The organism is Galbibacter sp. BG1, from assembly GCF_013391805.1.
Classification (GTDB): Bacteria; Bacteroidota; Bacteroidia; order Flavobacteriales; family Flavobacteriaceae; genus Galbibacter.
This window is the reverse complement of the sequence record NZ_CP058364.1, coordinates 83,079-105,470: the sequence shown is the minus strand read 5'-3', so window position 1 is coordinate 105,470 and position 22,392 is coordinate 83,079. Positions and strand designations below refer to the sequence as shown.

At 36.5% G+C, this 22,392-nt stretch carries 23 protein-coding genes; 19 read left to right on the top strand and 4 right to left on the bottom strand.

All coding sequences use genetic code 11. The features are described 5' to 3' along the window. Nucleotides 1-38 precede the first annotated feature (38 nt). From HX109_RS00385 to HX109_RS00370, 4 genes are all read left to right on the top strand, one after another. The gene (locus HX109_RS00385; protein ID WP_178949249.1) at nt 39-1,193 is read left to right on the top strand and encodes a glycosyltransferase; all 1,155 of its coding nucleotides are present in this window, start codon (nt 39-41) and stop codon (nt 1,191-1,193) included. A 19-nt stretch (nt 1,194-1,212) separates the two neighbouring features. Continuing rightward, complete coding sequence (locus HX109_RS00380) at nt 1,213-2,034, top strand: glycosyltransferase family 2 protein (RefSeq protein ID WP_178949248.1); 822 nt, start codon at nt 1,213-1,215, stop codon at nt 2,032-2,034. A 140-nt stretch (nt 2,035-2,174) separates the two neighbouring features. After that, entirely contained in the window at nt 2,175-2,786 is a 612-nt protein-coding gene (locus HX109_RS00375; protein ID WP_178949247.1) for a DUF4254 domain-containing protein, read from the top strand. 6 nt (nt 2,787-2,792) lie between these two features. Next, nucleotides 2,793-3,737, top strand: a complete 945-nt coding sequence (locus tag HX109_RS00370) for an NAD-dependent epimerase/dehydratase family protein (protein WP_178949246.1) — start codon at nt 2,793-2,795, stop codon at nt 3,735-3,737. Between the two features lie 92 nt (nt 3,738-3,829). On the opposite strand, the gene HX109_RS00365 is transcribed toward HX109_RS00370, so the two are convergent. Continuing rightward, nucleotides 3,830-4,591, bottom strand: coding sequence for a glycosyltransferase family 2 protein (locus tag HX109_RS00365; protein ID WP_178949245.1), 762 nt, complete (start codon nt 4,589-4,591; stop codon nt 3,830-3,832). A gap of 152 nt (nt 4,592-4,743) precedes the next feature. Next, nucleotides 4,744-5,559, bottom strand: coding sequence for a 2,3,4,5-tetrahydropyridine-2,6-dicarboxylate N-succinyltransferase (locus HX109_RS00360; RefSeq protein WP_178949244.1), 816 nt, complete (start codon nt 5,557-5,559; stop codon nt 4,744-4,746). A gap of 171 nt (nt 5,560-5,730) precedes the next feature. Between HX109_RS00360 and ruvX the strand changes: the two genes are divergently transcribed. The 8 genes from ruvX to mazG all read left to right on the top strand — a co-directional run bounded on the left by ruvX (nt 5,731) and on the right by mazG (nt 11,088). Beyond that, nucleotides 5,731-6,144 carry a Holliday junction resolvase RuvX gene (gene ruvX / locus HX109_RS00355; RefSeq protein ID WP_178949243.1) on the top strand — a complete coding sequence of 138 codons (414 nt, stop codon included), beginning with the start codon at nt 5,731-5,733 and terminating at the stop codon, nt 6,142-6,144. 161 nt (nt 6,145-6,305) lie between these two features. Further along, nucleotides 6,306-6,722 carry a T9SS type A sorting domain-containing protein gene (locus HX109_RS00350; protein ID WP_178949242.1) on the top strand — a complete coding sequence of 139 codons (417 nt, stop codon included), beginning with the start codon at nt 6,306-6,308 and terminating at the stop codon, nt 6,720-6,722. 104 nt (nt 6,723-6,826) lie between these two features. Next, nucleotides 6,827-7,417 carry a peptide deformylase gene (gene def / locus HX109_RS00345; protein WP_178949241.1) on the top strand — a complete coding sequence of 197 codons (591 nt, stop codon included), beginning with the start codon at nt 6,827-6,829 and terminating at the stop codon, nt 7,415-7,417. A gap of 59 nt (nt 7,418-7,476) precedes the next feature. Then, nucleotides 7,477-7,911 carry a DUF5606 domain-containing protein gene (locus tag HX109_RS00340; RefSeq protein ID WP_178949240.1) on the top strand — a complete coding sequence of 145 codons (435 nt, stop codon included), beginning with the start codon at nt 7,477-7,479 and terminating at the stop codon, nt 7,909-7,911. Nucleotides 7,912-8,036: 125 nt separating this feature from the next. Next, entirely contained in the window at nt 8,037-8,546 is a 510-nt protein-coding gene (locus HX109_RS00335) for a hypothetical protein (protein WP_178949239.1), read from the top strand. After that, complete coding sequence (locus HX109_RS00330; protein WP_178949238.1) at nt 8,534-9,217, top strand: NRDE family protein; 684 nt, start codon at nt 8,534-8,536, stop codon at nt 9,215-9,217. The genes HX109_RS00335 and HX109_RS00330 overlap by 13 nt, the downstream gene beginning before the upstream one ends. A 3-nt stretch (nt 9,218-9,220) precedes the next feature. Beyond that, complete coding sequence (locus HX109_RS00325) at nt 9,221-10,255, top strand: hypothetical protein (RefSeq protein WP_178949237.1); 1,035 nt, start codon at nt 9,221-9,223, stop codon at nt 10,253-10,255. A gap of 56 nt (nt 10,256-10,311) precedes the next feature. Beyond that, nucleotides 10,312-11,088, top strand: a complete 777-nt coding sequence (mazG, locus tag HX109_RS00320) for a nucleoside triphosphate pyrophosphohydrolase (RefSeq protein ID WP_178949236.1) — start codon at nt 10,312-10,314, stop codon at nt 11,086-11,088. Between the two features lie 71 nt (nt 11,089-11,159). Here the strand turns inward: mazG and HX109_RS00315 are convergent, their stop codons facing one another. Next, entirely contained in the window at nt 11,160-12,167 is a 1,008-nt protein-coding gene (locus HX109_RS00315) for an IS30 family transposase (protein WP_178949235.1), read from the bottom strand. Nucleotides 12,168-12,356: 189 nt separating this feature from the next. Between HX109_RS00315 and priA the strand changes: the two genes are divergently transcribed. Then, nucleotides 12,357-14,822 (top strand): primosomal protein N', encoded by a 2,466-nt coding sequence (gene priA / locus HX109_RS00310; protein WP_178949234.1) that lies wholly within the window; start codon nt 12,357-12,359, stop codon nt 14,820-14,822. A gap of 93 nt (nt 14,823-14,915) precedes the next feature. On the opposite strand, the gene HX109_RS00305 is transcribed toward priA, so the two are convergent. Further along, nucleotides 14,916-15,614: a LytR/AlgR family response regulator transcription factor gene (locus HX109_RS00305; protein ID WP_178949233.1), complete on the bottom strand. Its 699-nt coding sequence runs from the start codon at nt 15,612-15,614 to the stop codon at nt 14,916-14,918. A gap of 213 nt (nt 15,615-15,827) precedes the next feature. On the opposite strand from HX109_RS00305, the gene rpsF reads away from it, so the two are divergent. The 6 genes from rpsF to hisS all read left to right on the top strand — a co-directional run bounded on the left by rpsF (nt 15,828) and on the right by hisS (nt 22,325). Next, a complete protein-coding gene (gene rpsF, locus HX109_RS00300; RefSeq protein WP_178949232.1) occupies nt 15,828-16,166 on the top strand; it encodes a 30S ribosomal protein S6 in 339 nt (112 codons plus the stop codon). Between the two features lie 5 nt (nt 16,167-16,171). Further along, the gene (gene rpsR, locus HX109_RS00295) at nt 16,172-16,468 is read left to right on the top strand and encodes a 30S ribosomal protein S18 (protein ID WP_178949231.1); all 297 of its coding nucleotides are present in this window, start codon (nt 16,172-16,174) and stop codon (nt 16,466-16,468) included. A gap of 12 nt (nt 16,469-16,480) precedes the next feature. Further along, nucleotides 16,481-16,936 carry a 50S ribosomal protein L9 gene (rplI, locus tag HX109_RS00290; protein WP_178949230.1) on the top strand — a complete coding sequence of 152 codons (456 nt, stop codon included), beginning with the start codon at nt 16,481-16,483 and terminating at the stop codon, nt 16,934-16,936. A gap of 111 nt (nt 16,937-17,047) precedes the next feature. Further along, complete coding sequence (locus HX109_RS00285; protein ID WP_178949229.1) at nt 17,048-20,206, top strand: TonB-dependent receptor; 3,159 nt, start codon at nt 17,048-17,050, stop codon at nt 20,204-20,206. A gap of 107 nt (nt 20,207-20,313) precedes the next feature. After that, nucleotides 20,314-20,790, top strand: a complete 477-nt coding sequence (locus HX109_RS00280; protein WP_178949228.1) for a DUF6495 family protein — start codon at nt 20,314-20,316, stop codon at nt 20,788-20,790. 164 nt (nt 20,791-20,954) lie between these two features. Next, nucleotides 20,955-22,325, top strand: a complete 1,371-nt coding sequence (gene hisS / locus HX109_RS00275) for a histidine--tRNA ligase (RefSeq protein WP_178949227.1) — start codon at nt 20,955-20,957, stop codon at nt 22,323-22,325. The last annotated feature ends 67 nt before the right edge of the window (nt 22,326-22,392 follow it).

Below are 22,392 nucleotides of genomic sequence, written 5' to 3'. Positions count from 1 at the left end.
TAATGAATTTTGAATTTTCAAATTTACTACAATTTGACATGGATTTATATTCTGTAAAGAACAAAAAGTTTAATTTTGAGGTTTTAATATCCACAAATAACCATAAATCGATAGTGCATAAAAAGTGTGTTTTAGTTTGCCCTTCCAAAGTCTGGGGAGGAATTGAAAAAAATGTTTTATTAAGAGCCAAGGAGTTAAGAAGAAGAGGGTATGAAGTTTATGTTATTTTATTGAATGGTCAATTTGAAGAAAAATTTAAAAACGATCCTGAAATTAAAGTAATTAATATCTCCTCCCGCGGTGGCGATTTGAACATTTTTGTCCTTTTGAATTATGTGAAAATATTTCGAGAAATTAAGCCTTACACCGTATTCGCTGCGCTAAAAAAAGATTGGTTTTTAGTAAGTCTGGCCGCACGATTGGCCAAAGTTCCTAAAACAATTTTGTACTTGGGGATTTTAAGGGAAATTAAAGACAATTTAAAATATAAGTTTATATTTAAAAATCTGAAAAACAAAGTTTTAGTAAATAGTAATTCACTAAAAAATCACCTTCTTAAAAACACTAATTTATTCAACGATTCTAATGTGGTTTGTGTTTACAATGGTTTTAGTGTTCCTGGTGAAAGTGATTATAAAATAGATTTTAAGTCGAAATTAAATTTAAAAAAAGATACAGTAATTTTAGGATGCGCAGGAAGATTTAGCTACATTAAAGGGTTTGACTATCTGCCACAAATACTATCTTACCTGCCAGAAAATTATCATGTGATCCATATTGGAAAAGGGGAATTAGAAAAAGAAATAAAAACCTTGATTATGGAAAGTGATTATAGGGATAGAATTCATTTTTTAGGTTTTTTTGAAGATGTTAAGTTATTTTTTAATTCAATAGATATATTTTTGTTACCATCAAGATCAGAAGGAATGGCTAATGTGCTTAACGAAGCAATGAGTTTTGGGAAACCCGTTGTTTCTACTAAAGTTCCTGGTAGCGAAGAATTATTGAATAATGGTGAATATGGCATATTAACTGAAATTGGCGATGCCAAAGCAATGGCAGAGGGGATAATTGCTATTTCAGATCAGACGGTGGTCTTCGAACCGAATAAACTTAAAGCTAGGATTGAAGAAAATTTTTCTATTGAAAAGATGATAGATAATACGGAACACTTATTTTTCGAGTTGAATTGAAATTTTTGAATTAGAACGAATGAACACTGTAACAATATCTGTAATTATAAGTACTTATAACGCCAATGAATGGCTTAAAAAAGTGCTTTGGGGATATCAAAATCAATATTTCAAGGATTTCGAAATAGTTATAGCAGATGACGGCTCGGGACCGAAAACAAAAGCACTTTTGGAAGAAATGCGAACTAAAGTGTTTTACCCTATTAAACATGTGTGGCAGGAAGATGATGGGTTTCAAAAATCTAAAATTTTAAATAAGGCTATAGTGGAGTGCACAGCTCCTTACATCGTAATGAGTGATGGTGATTGCATACCTAGACCCGATTTTTTGGAAGTGCATAATGAACTGAAAGAAGAAGGATATTATCTTTCTGGGGGGTATTTTAAGCTTCCTATGGAAACTTCTAAAAAAATTGATAAGAATGATATTTTAAGTGAGCGTTGCTTCAGTGTTAAATGGTTGAAGGAAAATGGAGTGTCCAGTTCTTTTAAGTTAAATAAGCTCACCAAAAGAAAGTCCAAGGCTTCATTATTAAATTTTATAACCCCCACTAAAGCTACTTGGAATGGTAATAATTCTTCTGGATGGAAAAAAGATATTGTAGCCGTCAACGGTTTGGATGAGCGAATGCAGTACGGGGGGCAGGATTGCGAATTGGGGGAGCGCCTTGTAAATCTTGGAATAAGACCAAAACAAATTCGTTATAGTACTACCTGTATTCATTTGGATCATGCTAGAGGCTATAAAAATGAAGAAAGCATAGCCAGAAATAATGCCATTAGAAAGCATACGAGAAAAAGTAAATGTGTGTGGACGGATTATGGGATAAAAAAAGAATAGCACGTATTACAATACCATCTTTAAAGTGTTCGTTTAGTTGAAAAGATATAAGCGAAAAACGTTTCCATTTGCAAAATGTTATCGTTTTTAAAGAGAAACCGCAGTATAAAATTTTATATTTGCCTATTTAAATGAAGAGTGTGTTTAGCAATTTAGCCTTTAGAATTTTTCAAGAATGTATAGAAGATTATCATGTGAAGGACGACGTAAGTCAGCCTCTTAATAATCCCTATCCCAAAGATGAAATAGAGCACCTTTTGTATTTAAAAAATTGGATAGATACCGTTCAATGGCATTATGAGGATATTATTCGTGATCCGAATATAGACCCAGTTGCGGCTTTGGAATTAAAAAGAAAGATAGACGCTTCCAACCAACACAGGACGGATGTGGTTGAGTATATTGATAGCTATTTTCTGGAAAAGTATGCTCATATCTCCCCTAAAGCAGAAGCTAGTATTAATTCTGAGAGTCCCGCATGGGCCATAGATCGTTTCTCCATTTTGGCACTTAAGATTTACCATATGCAGGAGGAAGTGAATCGAAACGATGTAGGGAAAGAGCATATTGAAAAATGCCAGCAAAAACTGGATATACTTTTAGAACAAAAGAAAGACTTGGGAACTGCAATAGATGAATTGCTTACGGATATTGAAAATGGGGATAAATACATGAAAGTGTATAGGCAAATGAAAATGTACAACGACGAAAGTTTGAATCCAATTCTTTACAACTCTGAAAAGCATAAATAAGGAGGAATGAAAATATTAATTACCGGTGCTGCCGGATTTATTGGTTCTCATACGGCAGAATATTTTGCCAAAGAAGGTTATAGCGTTTATGGAATTGATAATTTCTCAACCTATTACAGTCCGGAATTAAAAAAAATGAATGCTGATGATTTAAAAAGAGTAGGCGTTCATTTGGTAGAAGCAGATCTTACGGAAGACTTATCGGAAAAACTTCCTTCTGAATTCGATTATATTTTTCACTTTGCTGCCCAACCTGGAATTTCTGCAACAACTTCCTTAAACGAATATGTTCAGAATAATATTTTTGCTACTCAAAATTTATTGGATTGGGCTAAGGAAACTTCTCCAAACTTAAAGCTTTTTGTAAATATTGCTACCTCTTCTATTTATGGGAAGGAAGCTACGTTACCAGAAACCGAAGTTCCTAAACCTGTTTCTTTTTACGGCACTACAAAGTTAGCCGCAGAACAGTTGGTTTTAGGGGAGCAAAGAGCTGGTAAAATCAATGCTTGTTCGTTACGTCTTTACTCGGTTTACGGTCCGCGTGAACGTCCCGAAAAATTATACACCAAACTCATAAAATCCATTTACGATCAAACTGCATTTCCGCTTTTTGAGGGAAGCGAAAAACATTCCCGTAGTTTTACCTACGTGGGCGATATCGTAAAAGCAATGGCTGCGGTCATTGGTAAAGAAAATAAGATCAATGGGGAAATTATAAATATTGGTTCCGACGTAGAATATACCACGAAGCAAGGGATAGAGTTAATAGAAAATATAATCGGACTTAAAGCTAAGCTTGAAATAACACCGCCAAGGCCAGGGGATCAATTCCGAACTACAGCCTTGATTAAAAAAGCAAAAAAATTATTGGGTTACCAGCCAGAAACCTCCTTTCGGGACGGCTTGGAGAAACAGGTGGAATGGTACCGTAAAAAGTTTTTGAGTTAGCTTGCCAGAAGCTTGATGAATTTTTGTGTTCAGACCTCAAAAAAGCGTATTTAAAAAAGCTTCTTTTTTACACATAATGTGCATTTACCGCTCTACAAATCTCCCTTTTCAAGTCTTTTCTGCTCTCGAAACCTTTCAAAAACCCCTAGTGCATTCAAATAGCAGATAATGATACCTTTTTTTCCGTCGAGAATGCCCAACCGTACGATGTAGTGATTAAAAAACTTCCAGGAAGGGCGTAAGTATTGCTGTAATAGATTCCATTTTTTGCCCTTTAAAAACGCTTCTTTTGCTTTTAATCGCCCGTATTTAAGCATCTTGCCCTTGTAATCTTCAAAGTTTTTATAGCAGTAATGAATAAGTTTTTCTTTCAGCTTACCCTCAGAACCATGAACCTTTAATGTCTCATGTACAATCCGTTCATCGGTAAATTCACATTTACTTTTTTTGAACAATCTATATACCTTGTCTGTTTGCCAACCGCTAAAATAAAGTCTTTCTTCTTTAAACATAAAGGTTCTGTAGTTCCAATAAGCGTCAAAAGCCTTCGGGTTGTTAATGGTATCTATTATTTCTTTTTGAAGGGAAGGGGTTATGCGTTCATCAGCATCAAAAAAGTAAACCCAATCATGGTTGGCGAGACTTAGTGCATAGGATTTTTGTTTTGTGAAGTTTTCAAAAGCATGCTGAAAAGCCGTAACCTTCGAATGGTTTTTTAAAAATTCCCATGTTCCGTCTGTACTGTAAGAATCCACTACAATAATTTCATCGGCAAAAAGTGCACTTTCGATACAATCTTCAATATACTCTTTTTCGTTATAGGTAATTATAACTACTGATAACTTTTCCGGCATGTCTTTATCTGAGAATTTTGGTAAAGATATTGCCTTCCGAGAGAATAAAAAAAGGGATGGGAAAAAACTAAAGGGAATTTAAAACGTTATCCAAAGCTTGTTTTAATAAGGCTATTGTAACAGGCTTTGGATAAACGCTATTTTAGTAAAATTTAAACGGCCACATCGTATTCACGTAGGGCATCGTTTAGAGAAGTCTTTTTATTGGTGCTTTCCTTTCTTTTACCAATTATTAAAGCACATGGAACGTTAAATTCCCCTGCTGGAAATTTTTTGGTGTAACTTCCAGGTATAACTACCGATCTAGCAGGTACGTATCCTTTCATTTCTACCGGTTCATCTCCGGTAACATCTATAATTTTTGTTGAACCCGTAAGAACCACATTGGCACCTAAAACGGCTTCTTTTTCTACTCTTATTCCTTCTACAACAATGCATCGGGAACCTATAAAAGCATTATCTTCTATAATAACTGGTGCAGCCTGCAATGGCTCTAGAACGCCACCAATACCAACACCGCCGCTCAAGTGAACATTTTTTCCTATTTGCGCACAGCTTCCAACGGTCGCCCACGTATCTACCATGGTTCCTTCGTCTACATAAGCACCAATATTAACATAACTAGGCATTAAAATAGTCCCGGCAGAGATGTAAGCACCATGTCTTGCCACGGCATGGGGAACCACTCGAATCCCTTTTTCGGCGTAGTTTTTCTTCAATGGAATTTTATCATGGAATTCTAATGGACCTGCTTCAATAGTTTCCATTTTTTGGATGGGAAAGTATAAAACAACCGCTTTTTTCACCCATTCGTTCACTTGCCAACCATCAGCCGTTGGTTCTGCAACGCGCAGTTTTCCTTCATCTAATAGAGCAACTACTTCCCTAATGGTATTTACCGTTTTTTCTTCTTTTAGTAACTCCCTGTTATCCCAGGCATTTTCTATGATTGTACGTATCTCGTTCATCTAAAAATATATTTTGTTACAAATATAAAATTGTTGCACTTAACAGCCTATCATATTTACAACTATAACATTTTATAACATTTTGTTTTAAATTTTTTTTCTTCTCGTTAGGAAAAATAGATTGAAGCCCTGTATGAGTATAAAAAGGTTACTTTTGTAAAAAAAAGGGGTATGAGTAGGATTCTAGCTATAGATTTTGGTGAAAAAAGAACAGGAATTGCGGTAACGGATGAGCTTCAAATAATAGCATCTGGTTTAACGACGGTGGCTACAGGAGATCTTATTTCTTTTTTGAAAGAGTATACAGCCAAGGAAAAAGTAGAACTAATTCTTATCGGGCAGCCGAAAAGAATGAACAACGAATTCTCTGACGTAGAAACCGTAATTTTAAAATTTATCGACAAAATTTCGGCTGAAATCCCAACCATACCCATAAAAAGGGTAGACGAGCGGTTTACTTCTAAAATTGCTTTTCAAAGTATGATTGATAGTGGGGTAAAGAAAAAGCAACGAAGAAATAAAGAGTTGCTCGATGAAGTGAGTGCCACGGTAATCTTACAATCTTATTTATACGGAAAGCAATAAGTTATCCCTTTCCAACGAAATTTATTCAATAAAATTTTAAAAGCCTTATTAAATTCTCAAAGAAAAAGGGATTGGTATAGATTTTTTTTTAACTTTGTGTTTAATAGTTAGTTAAAACGCTAACGAACTTTTTTATAAACATAAAACTTAAAGTGAATGAAATGAGAATTACCCTAATCTTATGCTTATTAATGCAGTTTGTTTACTCGGCAACGGGAGACAACTCAAAATCTTTTGTGCCCCACACAAAATCTATGACCACGAACCATTTCAGTCCAGAAAATTCTTCTTGGAGTTTGGAGCGTATGTTAATGCTCTATACCCCCGATGTCATTTCAGACGATTCTTTAAAAGTGTACCCTAACCCTGTAAACAGGCGAGACAATTTAAATGTGTCTATGACCGAAATCGGTAAAAAGCGTTTGGCATTTTACGATATTACAGGTAAAATGGTAAAGGTTATAGAAACAGAACGTACATCTTTCTCTTTTAGTGTGCAAGATTTGGGAACTGGTGTGTATATTTTAAACGTCAGTGCCCCTAATTTTCAAACAACAAAGAAGGTAATCGTGAAGTAGGGCCGGGTTTTGGTTTTGTAATCCCTAAAATTTTCTTTTGCTACTTTCCATAGTATTATTAGAATTAGTTTGTATTTTTGCAACCTCAATTTTTAATAATTATTATGATATTACCAATTGTAGCCTACGGTGATCCGGTTTTGAGAAAAGTAGCCAAGGATATTCCGGAAGATTATCCAAAATTGGATGAGCTTGTCGCGAATATGTTTGAGACTATGTATCATGCTTATGGAGTGGGTTTAGCCGCTCCGCAAGTAGGCTTGCCATTGCGTCTTTTTGTTATCGATGCTTCTGCCTTCGCAGAAGACGAAGACCTTTCTAACGAGGAAAGAGAGATGCTAAAAGGCTTCAAAAAAGTTTTTATTAACCCAACTATATTGGAAGAAACTGGAAAGGAATGGGCCTTCAACGAAGGGTGCTTGAGTATTCCAGACATCCGTGAGGATATTACCAGAAATGCCGATATAAAAATTGAATACCTGGATGCCGATTTAAAAAAGCACACCGAAACTTTTAGTGGTTTGGCGGCACGGGTAATTCAGCATGAATACGACCATATTGAAGGTGTCTTATTTACCGACAAGCTTTCCAGTTTAAAAAAGCGACTACTTAAAGGTAAGCTTGCCAATATTTCCAAAGGAAAAATACGAGTAGATTATAAAATGCGTTTTCCAGATGCTAAAAAAGCACGTTAAACGTTTTGATAGTAGAACCAAAGCAATGATATTTGCGATCTCAAAAAAAATAATAGTTTATGGGCTTAGATAAAATATTAGCCATTTCGGGTAAACCGGGACTTTATGAATTAAAAGCACAAACCAGATCTGGATTTGTAGCAGAATCTTTAATAGATGGGAAAAAAATTAGTGTGGGTTTACGTAATAATGTAAGCTTGCTTTCAGAAATTGCCATTTATACGTTGACGGAAGAGGTGCCGCTTCGTGAGGTTTTTAAAAAGATTAAGGAGAAAGAAAATGGAGGTAAAACTTCTGTAAGTCACAAAGAGTCTAAAATTAAATTGGAAGAATATTTCTTTGAAGTTCTTCCAGATTACGATGAAGATAAAGTGTACCTAAGTGATATTAAAAAAGTGATTCAATGGTATAATTTGCTGTTGGAAAAAGGTATTACAGATTTCGAAGCCCCTGAGGAAAAAGAAGAAAACACAAAAGAAGAAGAGTCAGAATAGCATTATTCACAACTCATGTTGATAAAAAGGAGGCCTGCCCATACGAGCAGGCTTCCTTTTTTTAGTAAATTTAACGAGTAAGGAAACCTGAGAGCTTGTTTCTCGGTTAAAAACTATTCTTTAAGATGATTCGTGAAACTGCCATTCGTAACCTACAATTTTTAAACGAAATTTTACTAAAACTTTCTCGCGATCAGTTTAAAGAACCCATTCCTATTCTAAATCAATCTTCCATCGGGATGCATGTAAGGCATGTGCTGGAATTTTATGAATGCTTATTGTTGGCAATTTCAGAAGATACACTTAATTACGACAACCGAAAAAGAGAGAAAAAACTGGAGTCTGACCTTGACTATTGCCTTTTGGTATTGAACTCCGTAATAGACAGAATTGAAACGTTGGATGAAGAAAAGGCATTAATACTGCAGCTGAGTTACGCAGCAGATACTTCTTTGCCAAATGAAGAAGTGGCAACCACCGTAAAAAGAGAGCTTATTTACAATATAGAGCATACGGTACATCATTTGGCAATCATAAAAATTGGGATCAAAGCATTAGATGCATCCATATGTATCGATGAAAATATGGGAGTAGCCGCTTCCACTATAAGAAATAAAAGAGCATGTGCACAGTAAGTTATATTCCAACCTCACAAGGGTTTTATTTAACATCCAATAGGGATGAAGATCCGCTACGGGAAACGTTACCACCTCAAGAAGTGCCTTTGGATTCAAAAAATTTATTAACAGCTCCCATAGACAAAGAAAAGGGAGGAAGCTGGATCGCTACAGATAATAATGGAAAGGTTGCTTGCATTCTAAACGGGGCCTTCGAACTTCACGAACGTAAGTTGCCGTACGCCAAAAGCCGGGGACATTATGTTTTGGAAGCATTTCAGTACCCATCGTTCATAGATTTTATGGAGCAAGTGGAATTAAAAAATATTGAGCCTTTTACACTTATTTTAATAGATAACTATTTACAGGTTTTGGTGTGGGATGGTGTAAAAAAGCACATGCAGTTTCTAAGCAAAGAGCTTCCGCATTTGTGGTCGTCTTCTACGCTGTACAACGATTTGCAACACAAAACAAAACTGGCTTTTTTTAATAATTTTCTAAATAATAATGAAGTTAATGCGGCCTCTATATTAAAGCTTCATGGCACTCAAGATTTTATGTTGAATTTACCTTACGTAAAAACCGTTAGCACCACACAAGTTTGTGTCTCATCCCAGGAAACAACACTCCAATATTATCCTTACAATACCAAAGAAGAAAACTCTATTGGCGAAAAAATAAATTCCTAGCACATGAAATGGAAGCAGTGGTACATTAAATTATCTTCTTGGGAATATTGGCCTATGTGGATATTGTATGTTCCTGTTTTTATACAACACTTTTATTTGGCATTTAAAGCAAGAAGCCTGTTTTTTTTTCTGAAAGTGAACCCGGTTATTAAAGACGGATTTATTTTGAGTGATGAAAAGTATGGCTCTCTACAACTAGTTCCGGAAATCTACAGGCCGTCTACCTTACTTATAGAAAAGGGGGCTTCAATAGCGGATGTAAGTTCTGCCATTGAAGAAGCGAAGTTTGATTATCCGTTAATTGTAAAGCCTAATATTGGCTTTAGGGGATTTTTGGTTTACAGGTGCGAAACGGAAAATGACTTGGAACAAATAAACTTCTTAAAAACATCTTATCTCATTCAGGAATACATAGACGAACCCATTGAGGTTGGAGTCTTTTATTATCGATATCCAAATGAAAGGTCGGGTAATATCCCATCGATAACCTTAAAAGAGTTTTTAACCATTACTGGGGATGGCATCGCTACTTTTGAAAAACTGGTAAGGGGAAAGCCGCGGGCTTTTCTTCACTATAAAAAATTGCGTAATAGATTTAATAATCGCTGGGATGAAATCATTCCGAAAGGAGAGGTCGTAAAACTGGAAAGTATTGGCAATCACAACAGGGGTACAAAATTTTTAAATGCAAACCATCTTTTAGATGCTCAGCTTCTTAAAACTTTCGATGCACTTAGCAGTGAAATGGACGGTTTTTATTATGGAAGGTTCGACATTCGAGCGAAATCCATTGCTGACCTTAAGCAAGGAAAAAACTTTAAAATATTGGAAGTAAATGGAGTGGGCGCAGAGCCAGCACATATTTACGACCCTAGTTACAAACTTATAAATGCGTGGAAAGAAACACTCTTCCTGTGGAGGGTAGCTTATAAAATAGCAATGATCAACAAAGAAAAAGGAGAGCAATTCCCTGTTTTCTCTGAGGCCAAACAACGTTATTTGCAATACAAAAACTATAAAAAAGTATCCCTGACTTAAATAAATAATTGGATATTTGCCATGTATTTTGCATTTTAATTTTTCAAATACTCGAAATGAATTCCAGAAAAGAACAGTTACAGGCAATAGATCGATTACTTACTATCATGGACGAACTCCGGGAACAATGTCCGTGGGATAAAAAGCAGACATTACAGAGTTTGCGGCATCTTACCATCGAAGAAACCTATGAATTGGGAGATGCAATTTTGGACAATGATTTGGAGGAAGTGCGTAAAGAATTGGGTGACTTGCTTTTGCATATCGTTTTTTATGCCAAAATTGGGAGTGAAACGCAGGATTTTGATTTAGCCGATGTGGCTAATGGGATTTGTGAGAAACTAATTTCCAGACATCCTCATATTTACAGTGATGTTGAGGTTGAAAATGAAGAAGATGTAAAACGAAACTGGGAAAACCTTAAACTTAAAGAAGGTAAAAAGAGTGTACTGGAAGGTGTTCCAAAAAGTTTACCCGCATTGGTAAAGGCGAGCCGTATTCAAGATAAGGTGGCCGGTGTTGGTTTTGACTGGGAAGAACCACAGCAAGTATTCGAAAAGTTACAGGAGGAATTGGGGGAACTGCAAGACGAAGTATTTAAAAACGATCACGATAAAATAGAAGCTGAATTTGGGGACGTCCTTTTTTCCATGATCAACTACGCGCGTTTTCTCAAAGTAAATCTTGAAGACGCTTTGGAGCGTACCAATAAGAAGTTTATAAAAAGATTTCAGTACTTAGAAAACAAATCAAAAGAACAAGGGAAGGCATTGAAAGATATGACGCTTGGGGAAATGGACGTTTTTTGGGAAGAAGCTAAAAAGTTGCCTTAATTTTATCAGTAGGAGAGGGGCGTAGCCATCGCGAAAAATTTGATGAATTACCTACAATTTCAATGCTGAGTTCAACCCATAAGTGCAAAACATTTGTTTCTTAGGACTTCAATTGGGTTTTGGTAATTAAATTTTCTAATCGGTCTGTAATTTAGTAATCTTTCAACTTCTTTTATTCTTTTTTCTGAGACTTTTCTCAGGTCTGTTTTCTTCGGAAAAAATCTTCTTATCACACCTATTCTATTCTCTACGGTTCCTTTATCCTGTGATGTATAAGGTCTGGTAAAGTATGTTTTTGCGTTGAGGAGCCTTCCTATTTTTTGATGCTGTGCAAACTCCTTTCCGTTATCGAAGGTCAAGGTCTTCACCCAAGATGAACTGAAGTTGGTGAGCCTCTTCTCCATTTTTTCATATACCTCCCCAGCTTCTTTCCCACTTAGTTTTTCCATCATCGTTACCAATGTGGCCCTGTCTGTCATTACCAAAAGAGCCGATCTGTGATTGCTTCCCATCATCAGGTCTACTTCAATATCGCCTATACGCTCACGGTGGTCCAGCACATCTGGGCGCTGGTCAATTCCTACACGGTTTTTAATGGCTCCCCGCTTATCCTTGGCGTTCCCTCTCTTTTGCCTCCTGCTACCATGCTTGAGATCTTTGTAGAGTTTAGCGTATTTAGCATCTGCCTTTTTCTTGCTCTTCTTAACGCTCCATATCCACTGGTATATTGTCTCGTGGCTCACACAGGTTTCCTCTTCAATAGCTAAGCGTTTGCTTATAAGTTCTGGACTCCACTTTTCATAACGGAGCAAACCCGCGATACGCTCTTTCAACTGTTCCGTGAGCTGTAATTTCTTGGGCTTCATTTTATGCCTGTTATCTGCTCTTCGCTGTGCATTTTTGGCTATATAGCTGCCAGCGGTCTTTCCCCGTTTGGCAATGTTCCTAGATAACTCCCTGTAAACGGTACAGGGGTCGACCCCGATAATTATAGCTATTTCACTTTTACTGATTTCTGTTTCCAATAAGGCTTCAATTTGATACCTTTGGTGGATGGTCAATTGTTTGTATTTTTTCATGCAAGATTAATATAACAATTGGTCCTAAAACTCTTGGGGCTAGCCCCAAGAGTTTTAAATATTAATTTTGCACTTATTCCTTGAACTTAGAAATTATTCAAGATAAAATAAAACTTTAAATGTCGGCGTACCATTGTTAATCCCATCTGTTACTTTCAAAAGAAAAAATCAAAATAAGAGACCAAAAGCATGTACTTTATAGATGTAGTTTTACCAATTCCATTAGATAAGGCATTTACTTACGCCGTGTCCATGCGGGAGGCTTCTTTTCTGCAAGTAGGGATGCGGGTGGCGGTACCTTTTGGGAAATCCAAAATTTATACAGGATTGGTTTACGGGGTTCATAAAAAAGCCCCAGAAACTTATGAGGCTAAGGAAATAGATCAAATTTTAGATGAAAAGCCCATAATTTCTTTAAAACAACTAAAGCACTGGGAATGGATTGCCTCTTATTACATGTGCAGTTTAGGGGAAGTTTTTAAAGCAGCGGTACCATCTGCATTTTTGTTGGAGAGTGAAACCCTTATCTTGAAAAATGAAAATTTCGATTTGGATAAAGAGCAAACACTAAAAGATGATGAGTGGCTGGTTTTTGAAACCTTGCAGCATCAGTCGATGCTGAAAGTTCACGAAGTGAGCAGTATTGTGGATCGAAAGAATATTTTGCCGGTTTTAAAACGACTGTTGGAAAAAAACGTTATTCAGCTTAAGGAAGAAGTATACGAGCAGTACAAGCCAAAATTAATCAGGTATGTAAGGTTAGGGCCGAACTATACCTCGGATGCGCAATTAAACGAACTCTTAGAATCCTTAAATAGGGCGCATAAGCAACGGGAAGTTGTTCTAACGCTGTTCTCGATGGAAGCAACGACTAAGAAGCCGGTTAAAGTAAAGGAATTGGAGGCGAAAAGCAATGCCTCTACAGCGGTGGTAAAAGCACTTATAGACAAGGGTATTTTAGAAGAATATTTTATTCAGCAGGACCGGGTTCAATACGATGGAAAAGAGGTTGCGCCTTCCAAAGGGCTCAATGAATACCAAGCAACGGCTTTGGAGGAAATCAGCACTCATTTTAAAACCAATGATGTGGTTTTATTACACGGGGTGACGTCATCTGGGAAAACAGAGGTCTACGTTAAGTTAATCGAAAAGATGATTGCCAAAGGGAAGCAGGTGTTGTATTTATTGCCGGAAATAGCCCTTACCACGCAATTGATTAAACGCTTGCAGGATTACTTCGGAAAAAAAGTAAGTGTTTACCATTCGAAATATTCAGTAAATGAAAGGGTTGAAGTTTGGAATCATATTTTAAATGAAAATCCAAAAGCACAAATAGTCATAGGGGCCAGGTCCGCCGTTCTTTTACCTTTTAATAATTTGGGGTTAATAATTGTGGATGAAGAGCATGAAACTTCCTTTAAGCAATTTGATCCTGCGCCGCGATACCATGCCAGGGATGCAGCAATCGTTTTGGCTACGATGCACGGCGCAAAAACGCTACTCGGGACGGCTACGCCCAGTATTGAAAGTTTTTATAACACTAAAGTAGGCAAGTATAAGCTGGTGACCATCGATAGGAGGTATGGAAATGTGTTGATGCCCGATATGGAGCTTACCGATATAAAGGAAAAACACCGAAAGAAACGAATGACTGGTCATTTTTCCGATCGCCTTGTAGAGGCGATTCAAGATGCTTTAGCCGAAGGCGAACAGGTGATTATTTTTCAAAACCGTCGAGGTTTTGCACCTATTTTAGAATGCAACACATGTGGACATTCGCCTCAATGTCCCAATTGTGATGTAAGTTTAACCTATCATCAATATAGAAATCAACTCCGTTGTCACTATTGTGGTTACGCCATGGCCATGCAGCAGGCCTGTTTGGCTTGCGGAAGTAGCGAATTGGATACCAAAGGCTTTGGAACGGAGCAAGTAGAGGCGGAGTTAAAAGAGATATTCCCAAATGCGAAATTAGGAAGAATGGACTCTGATACTACCCGTGGTAAATACGGATATGAAAAAATTATAACTGCTTTTGAGCAATTGGAAATAGATATTTTAATCGGAACGCAAATGCTTACCAAAGGCTTGGATTTTAGAAATGTGAGTTTGGTGGGGGTTATGAACGCCGACTCCCTTCTTAACTTTCCTGATTTTAGGGCTCATGAAAGAAGTTTTCAATTAATTCAACAAGTTGCGGGAAGGGCAGGACGCACCAGTAAACGAGGGAAAGTGATTATACAGACTTACAATCCCTATCATCAAATATTGCAGCAAGCTTCTTTAAATAGGTATGAAGAAATGTTTGTGGATCAAATAAACGAACGCAAGCAATTTCGATATCCTCCTTTTATGAGAATCATTAAAATAGTTTTTAAACACAAAGACTATAATAAAGTGAATGAAGCGAGTGCTTGGTTTGCAAAGGCACTCCATACGGTATTCGATAAAGCCACAAAAACCGAAATTTTAGGTCCGGAGTTTCCTCCGGTATCCAGGATAAGGAATGAATATTTAAAAAATATTGTGGTGAAAATTCCGTACAATCAATCCGTTAAGCAGACAAAAGATGCAATTAAAAAAATAGATAAAAGCTTTAATGCTATTTCAAGCTATAGAAGTGTAAGGGTGATTTATAACGTTGATGCATATTAGTGAAGCCCAAAATTATAAAAACCGAAGGTGCATTGAAGTAGATTGTATGCAATATAAAATATCGCTACTGCAAAAAAGTTAGGAAATTTTTAGTTAGGAGTTGCTGCTGCTAAGCGCTTCAGACAATTCCTGTTTTTTGTTCCTGCTCAAAGGTATTTGCTTCCCATTAACTTCCACATTCTTACTGTTAAATTTTTCAACTTTATCGAGGTTAACAATGTAAGACTTGTGTATTCTAAGAAAACGATCGGCGGGCAATTCTTTTTCAAAAGATTTCATGGTGGAAAGAATTACAATATTGGCTTCTTCCGTCACCAATTTAATATAGTCTCCCAAGGCTTCCACCCAGTTAATTTCATTTAAAAATACTTTACGCTTTTTTAAATTACTTTTCACGAAGATATGCTCGTCGTCCTCTTTGGAGGCTACTTTCAGTTTAAAATTGTCTTGTGCTCTTTTAACCGAAGCTTCAAATCTTTCTTGGGTTATTGGTTTATGGAGGTAATCTGTTACGTCATAATCAAACGCTTTAAGGGCGTATTGGGCACTACCAGTAATAAGTATTACCTGTGGTGGCTCCTCTAAGGCTTCCAAGAGATCAAAACCATTAATAACCGGCATTTCTATATCTAAAAATATAAGATCTATTTTCTGATTTTTGAGTCCGTTACGGGCTTCGATTGCGTTACTGTATTCCGCAACCAAGTTTAACATCGGGTGGTTCTTTATCAATCTTGCTACAGACATTCGCTGTATGCTAGAGTCGTCAACAATAATACAATTCATCTTCATTTTTTATAGTAGCTAACTGGTTGGAAATTTGTACTGTACAATTTTAGTGAAAAAAGGAAGGTGAAGCAAAGAAAATGTTGTGAAATAGGGAAAAAATGTGGAATAAAGGGTGTTTTTCTCCTACCTTCATCGAAATTTTAATAAGGGGTTTTGTAATTTCAATATTTAATTCTACTTTTGCACCCTTAAAAATTTAATAATAATATTCAGATTATGAATCATTACGAAACTGTTTTCATTCTTAATCCCGTTTTATCTGACACCCAGATAAAGGAAACAGTTAAGAAGTTTGAAGATTTCTTAACCGCTAAAGGGGCGGAGTTTGTATCAAAAGAAGATTGGGGGCTAAAAAAATTAGCGTATCCAATCCAAAACAAAAAAAGTGGATTTTACCACCTTTTTGAATTTAAAGTTGCCGGAGAAGCAATTGAGCCATTCGAATTAGAATTTAGACGTGACGAGCGTATCATGCGTTACCTAACTGTGAAGTTGGATAAACATGCAATTGCTTGGGCGGAGAAAAGAAGAAAAAAACTTAACGAAAAAGCTTAGTAATTATGTCATCTATAGAGCAACAAGCAAAAGGAAAAAAAGACGGTGAGATTAGATATCTTACCCCACTTAACATAGAGACCAATAAGACAAAGAAATATTGTCGTTTCAAAAAGTCTGGTATCAAGTATATCGATTATAAAGATCCAGATTTTTTATTGAAGTTGGTAAATGAGCAAGGAAAAATTTTACCAAGAAGGTTAACCGGAACCTCATTAAAGTATCAAAGAAAAGTGTCTGTAGCTATTAAAAGATCTCGTCACTTAGCTTTAATGCCTTACGTAGCAGATTTATTAAAATAAAAGAAGGTAACCATGGAATTAATATTAAAGAAAGACGTAGAGAATTTAGGATTTAAAGACGATGTGGTAACTGTTAGGAACGGTTACGGACGTAATTTCCTAATACCACAAGGTCATGCAATTCTGGCTACCATTTCTGCTAAAAAAGTATTGGCAGAGAATTTAAAGCAAAGAGCATACAAAGAGAAAAAGATTATTGATGATGCTCAAAAAGTTGCAGATCAACTTAAGGATGTTGAAATTAAGATAAGTGCAAAAGCAGGTTCAGGTAATAAATTATTTGGTTCTGTAAGTAACGCAGATCTTTCTGAAGCTATCCAGAAGGAAGCGAATTTAAGTATTAATAAAAAGTATATTAGTATTTTAGGAGGAAATGTAAAAGTTGCAGGTCCTTACGAGGCTACTATAAGATTACACAGAGAAGTAATCGTTAATTTCCCTTTTGAAGTAATTGCAGAAGCTAAGTAATTAACATTTCTTCGTTAATAAATTGTTAAAGGTCGCTTGAAAAAGCGACCTTTTTGTTTGTATTTTTGCCGCGAACGCAAATTTAATCTTACAACAATTAACTTATTAACAATGAAGAAACTACTTCTATTTACATTGTTTGTCGTAATTGCCGCAAACGCAGGACTTGCACAAGTTACTACGGCCAACATCAAGGGTATCGTTGTCGATACTCAAAATGAACCTTTACCGGGGGCGAGTGTGGTTGCCATACACACACCTACAGGGACGAAGTATGGTGGCGCAACCAATTTCGATGGACGTTTTAACTTATTAAACCTTAGAATTGGTGGGCCTTATACGGTAACCATTTCTTACATAGGTTTTCAAACACAGGAAATTACAGATGTTTACTTAGACTTAGGTCAGACTACAGAATTAGACGTAGTGATGGCAGACGATAGTCAGCAATTAGACGAAGTGGTTGTTACTGGAGATAGCAGTGGTACTTTCGATGGCGATCGCACCGGTGCAGAAACAAGTGTTGGTCGTAGGGAATTAACTAGATTGCCAACAATTTCTAGATCTGCTCAAGACTTTACACGTTTAGAGCCTTCGGCTGCTAGTGATGGTTCTTTTGGTGGACGAAATGATCAATTTAACAACTTCTCTTTAGATGGTGCTATATTCAATAATCCATTTGGTTTGGATGCAGCTACTCCAGGTGGTCAAACTGATTCTCAGCCAATTTCATTGGATGCTATTGAACAAATTCAAGTTTCTATTGCTCCTTACGATGTTACTCAATCTGGTTTTACAGGAGCTTCTGTAAACGCCGTAACTAAAAGTGGTACTAACGAATTCTACGGTACCGTTTACGGTTTCTTTAGAAATGAAGACCTTACAGGAGGAAAAGTTAATGGTGAGGATGTTATCAAACCTAAATTGGAACAAAATCAATACGGAATTAGTATTGGAGGGCCAATAGTAAAAGACAAATTATTCTTTTTTGCAAACTTCGAAAAAGATGAAAGAACAGACTTAGGTACCTTTGGTTTTATTCCAAATACAGGTTCTGGTGCTGTAAATGAATCCCGAGTTAGTGAAAATGATTTAATTATGGTACAAGACGCTTTGGCGGGTCTTGGTTATGATACAGGTAGATATGAAGGTTTTACTTTTGGAGCGGAATCTACAAAAGGGATTTTAAAGTTAGATTGGAATATTAATGATAGTAACCGTTTGGCTTTTATTTATAACTTTTTAGATGCCTACAAAGAGAAGCCTGCGCATCCAACAGCATTGGGTATAAGAGGGCCAAGCGCTTCTACTTTACAATTTGAGAATTCGGGATACAGAATCAATAATAATATCCAATCATTCCAACTGGAGTTAAACTCTACAATTTCTGATAAAGTTGTGAATAAATTACAGTCGGGGTATACTCATTTCGATGATTTTAGAGATCCTTTATCCACGCCAGCTCCTAGTATTTTAATTGAGCAAAATGGTGCAAATTACATTGTTGCTGGTCACGAACCTTTTTCAATTAATAATACTCTAGATCAAAAAGTTTATCAAATAACCAACAATACCAATATCTTTTTGGGGGACCATAACCTAACAGTTGGTTTTTCGATGGAGAAATTTGAGTTTGACAATAGTTTTAATTTAGGTTATTACGGAGGAACATTTGGGTTTGATATTAATGGAGAGGTTAGAAACTTTAATAACGTACAAGAGTTTTTGGATAACGCACAACCAGGAGGTTTAATTGATAACCTAATTCAAGGTGCACAAGGAACTTTTGATGCTTTAAACGCTTCTGATGGATGGTCTCTAGCTGAAACGAATGTTGGTCAACTTTCTTTCTATGCACAGGATGAGTGGAATATTACAGACGATTTCAAGCTTACCTACGGAGTTAGATTTGATAAACCATTGTATTTCGATACAAAAGATAAAATTCAAGAAAATATTGACCGTAAGGGGACTTATATGCCAGAGATCGTTTATTTCGATCCGGAAACTAAACAGGAGACTACACTTAATTCCTTAGAATTACCAAATAATGATTTCTTAATTTCACCAAGATTAGGTTTTAACTGGGATGTTAAAGGGGATAATTCCTTTAAAATCCGTGGAGGATCAGGTATATTCACGGGTAGATTTCCATTTGTATGGTTAGGAAACCAAGTGCAAGGGGTAGACTTTTTCTTCTATCAAGTAGTAGACCCCGATTTTAAATGGCCACAAGTATGGAGAAATAGTTTAGGAGCTGACTATAAATTTGAAAATGGATTGGTTTTAACGACTGATGTTTCTTATACAAAAGATGTAAATGGAATCCACGTACAGAACTGGGGGTTAATGGACCCAAGCGAGAATTTAAATGCCCCAGGGGATAACCGCGAATATTATGCTAATTCCGATAAAGGAAATAATGCATATGTGTTAACAAATAATGATGAGGGTAGAGTATGGAACGCAACATTTAAGGCACAAAAATTCTTCAATAGTGGGTTCTTCGCGAGTTTAGCTTATAACTATTTAGATGCTAAAGATGTAAACTCTATTGAAGCGGAAATTACGGGAGATGCTTTCGATTTCAATCCTGTTGTGGGTGATGCAAACCGTGCAGTTCTTTCTAATTCCAGATATGGAGATACTCATAGATTTATTGGGGTTGTTTCCAAAAGATTCTCTTATGGTAAAGATAAATGGGCTACCACGATCTCTGCTTTTGGAGAATTTGCTCAAGGAGGAAGATTTAATTACACCTACGCTGGTAACATAAATAACGATAGTTCTTTCCAGAATAACGACCTTATTTATATTCCAACGTCTGAAGAAGTACAACAAATGAGGTTCGATGATCAAGGGCCTATAGCTCCAGAAGCCCAAGCGGCCGCTTACGAAGGTTATATTCAACAAGATGAATACCTTAGCGAGAATAGAGGGGGTTATATGGAAAGATATGGTGCATTGTCTCCATGGAGAAGCCGTATCGATCTTAAAATCCTACAAGATTTCAATTTTAAGGTGGCTGGGGACAAAACCAATACCATTCAGTTTAGTATCGATGTATTAAACTTTGGTAACATGCTAAATTCAAACTGGGGTGTTGTTGAGACCCCTAGAAACGTTAACCCAATCGCTGTTACTGAGATAGATGCTAATAATGTTCCAACTTATAGTTTCGATCCTAGTTTGACAGAAACTTTTATTCCATCTTCAGATATTAACTCCAGATGGCAAGCACAAGTAGGATTGCGTTACATTTTCAACTAAGTTATTAGGTTTTAGCCTAAAACATAAATTTATTACAAAAGGCTATGCACTCCGCATAGCCTTTGTTATTTTTGCAAAATTAAAATTCAAAAGGAAAAATTTGTTAGGTGAAGTATAGAAGACTTACAAAAGAGCAGTTGGAAGAAATGCACCCAGAGTTTATAAACTTTCTGGCAGCACAATCCATAACTGCAGATGAATGGGAAACTATTAAAAAAGAAAAGCCGAATGTTGCTGAAGACGAGATAGATGTTTTTAGCGATTTAGTATGGGAAGGAGTGCTTGGGAAGGTAGCTTATTTAGAAAATATTACCGCCACGGAGATGCATTTGTTTCATTTAGCTGAAAAAGAAATGTCGCTTATTGCGGTTAGGGTTCATCAACCGGGGGTAGATTTAACTACAGAGCCCGGTTTTGAGTGGTTTAAAAAAAATTTCCTTACCGACGCCGTGGATATGATGACGGCCAAAAAGGCCTATTCAGAAGATAAGAATAAAGATAAGTTTCAACTCATCGAAAAAGGAGCCGTAATAACCAAAGGTGAATTATTTCGCTACTTTGATGATATTATTGAAATAGAATAATTGAAAATTCAAAGTTATTAATAGTTGTTTTAATTAGTTCTTATTTAGTGTCGGGCTGTTCCGAAGCTTCGGGAATCGAAGCCCGCAATGGAGCTTTGTATTGCCCTCATTAATAAGCTGAAACTGAAAAACAAAACCAGAAACCCAAAACCCAGAAAATAAAAATGGCGCAAAAACCGAGTATACCAAAAGGAACCAGGGATTTCACTTCCGTAGAGGTGACCAAAAGAAATTATATTATGGATGCTATTAAAAGGCATTTTGAAGTCTTTGGTTTTCTACCTATAGAAACTCCTAGTTTTGAAAATTCAGAAACCTTAATGGGTAAATATGGTGATGAAGGTGATCGGTTGATATTTAAAATATTGAATTCTGGCGACTTTTTGTCGAAAGTTAGTGATGATCTGTACACTAAGAAAGATGCGCTGGCCTTAACTAGCAAAATTTCAGAAAAAGCGCTACGTTACGATCTTACCGTTCCATTTGCCCGTTATGTAGTCATGCATCAAAATGAAATTGAATTGCCTTTTAAACGCTACCAAATTCAGCCGGTATGGCGTGCAGATCGTCCGCAGAAGGGAAGATTTAGAGAGTTTTTTCAATGTGATGCAGATGTGGTGGGTTCTACATCTTTATGGCAGGAAGTGGAATTTGTGCAATTATACGACGCTGTTTTTAATGAATTGGGTCTGAAAGGTATTACCATTAAAATGAACAATCGTAAAATCCTTTCAGGAATAGCCGAAGTTATTGGAGCTAAGGATAAGCTTATAGATTTTACTGTGGCCTTAGATAAGCTGGATAAGATTGGAGAAGAAGGGGTAAAAAATGAAATGCTGGAGAAAGGAATTAGTGAAACAGCCATTGAAAAGGTACAACCACTATTTTCTTTTCAAGGGAGTAATAAAGATAAATTAGAGAGTTTGTCGGCTCTTTTAGCTTCCTCTGAAGAGGGAATGAAAGGAGTGGAAGAACTAAATTTTATTATCGATGCCATTGCCGATTTAGGCCTCGAACAGGCTGTGCTGGATATCGATGTTACTTTGGCGCGCGGACTCAATTACTATACAGGGGCTATTTTCGAAGTAGCGGCGCCCAAAGAAGTTAAAATGGGATCCATCGGCGGTGGTGGCCGCTATGATGATCTTACGGGGATTTTCGGACTTAAAAATGTAAGTGGAGTAGGGATTTCCTTTGGTTTGGATAGAATTTATTTGGTTTTGGAGGAACTCAACTTATTCCCCGCTGAAATTACTGAAAACACCAAAGTTCTATTTATAAACTTCGGTACGAAAGAAGCCATGTATGGTATGAAGGCTGTTAAAAAGCTGAGGCAAAATGGTATCAAAGCAGAATTGTATCCGGATGATGCCAAGATGAAAAAACAAATGAATTACGCCAATAAGCGAAAAATACCATTTGTGGTTCTTGCTGGAACTAAAGAAATGGAAGAAGAAACCTATACACTTAAAAACATGATTTCTGGAGAACAAGAAGAGGTAAGTTTTCTTGAAATGAGTGAAAAAGTACGCTAGTTCTGTCCCTTTAAATTCAGTATCTTTAGTCAATAGGTTGATGTATTTAAAATCACTTATTTAAACT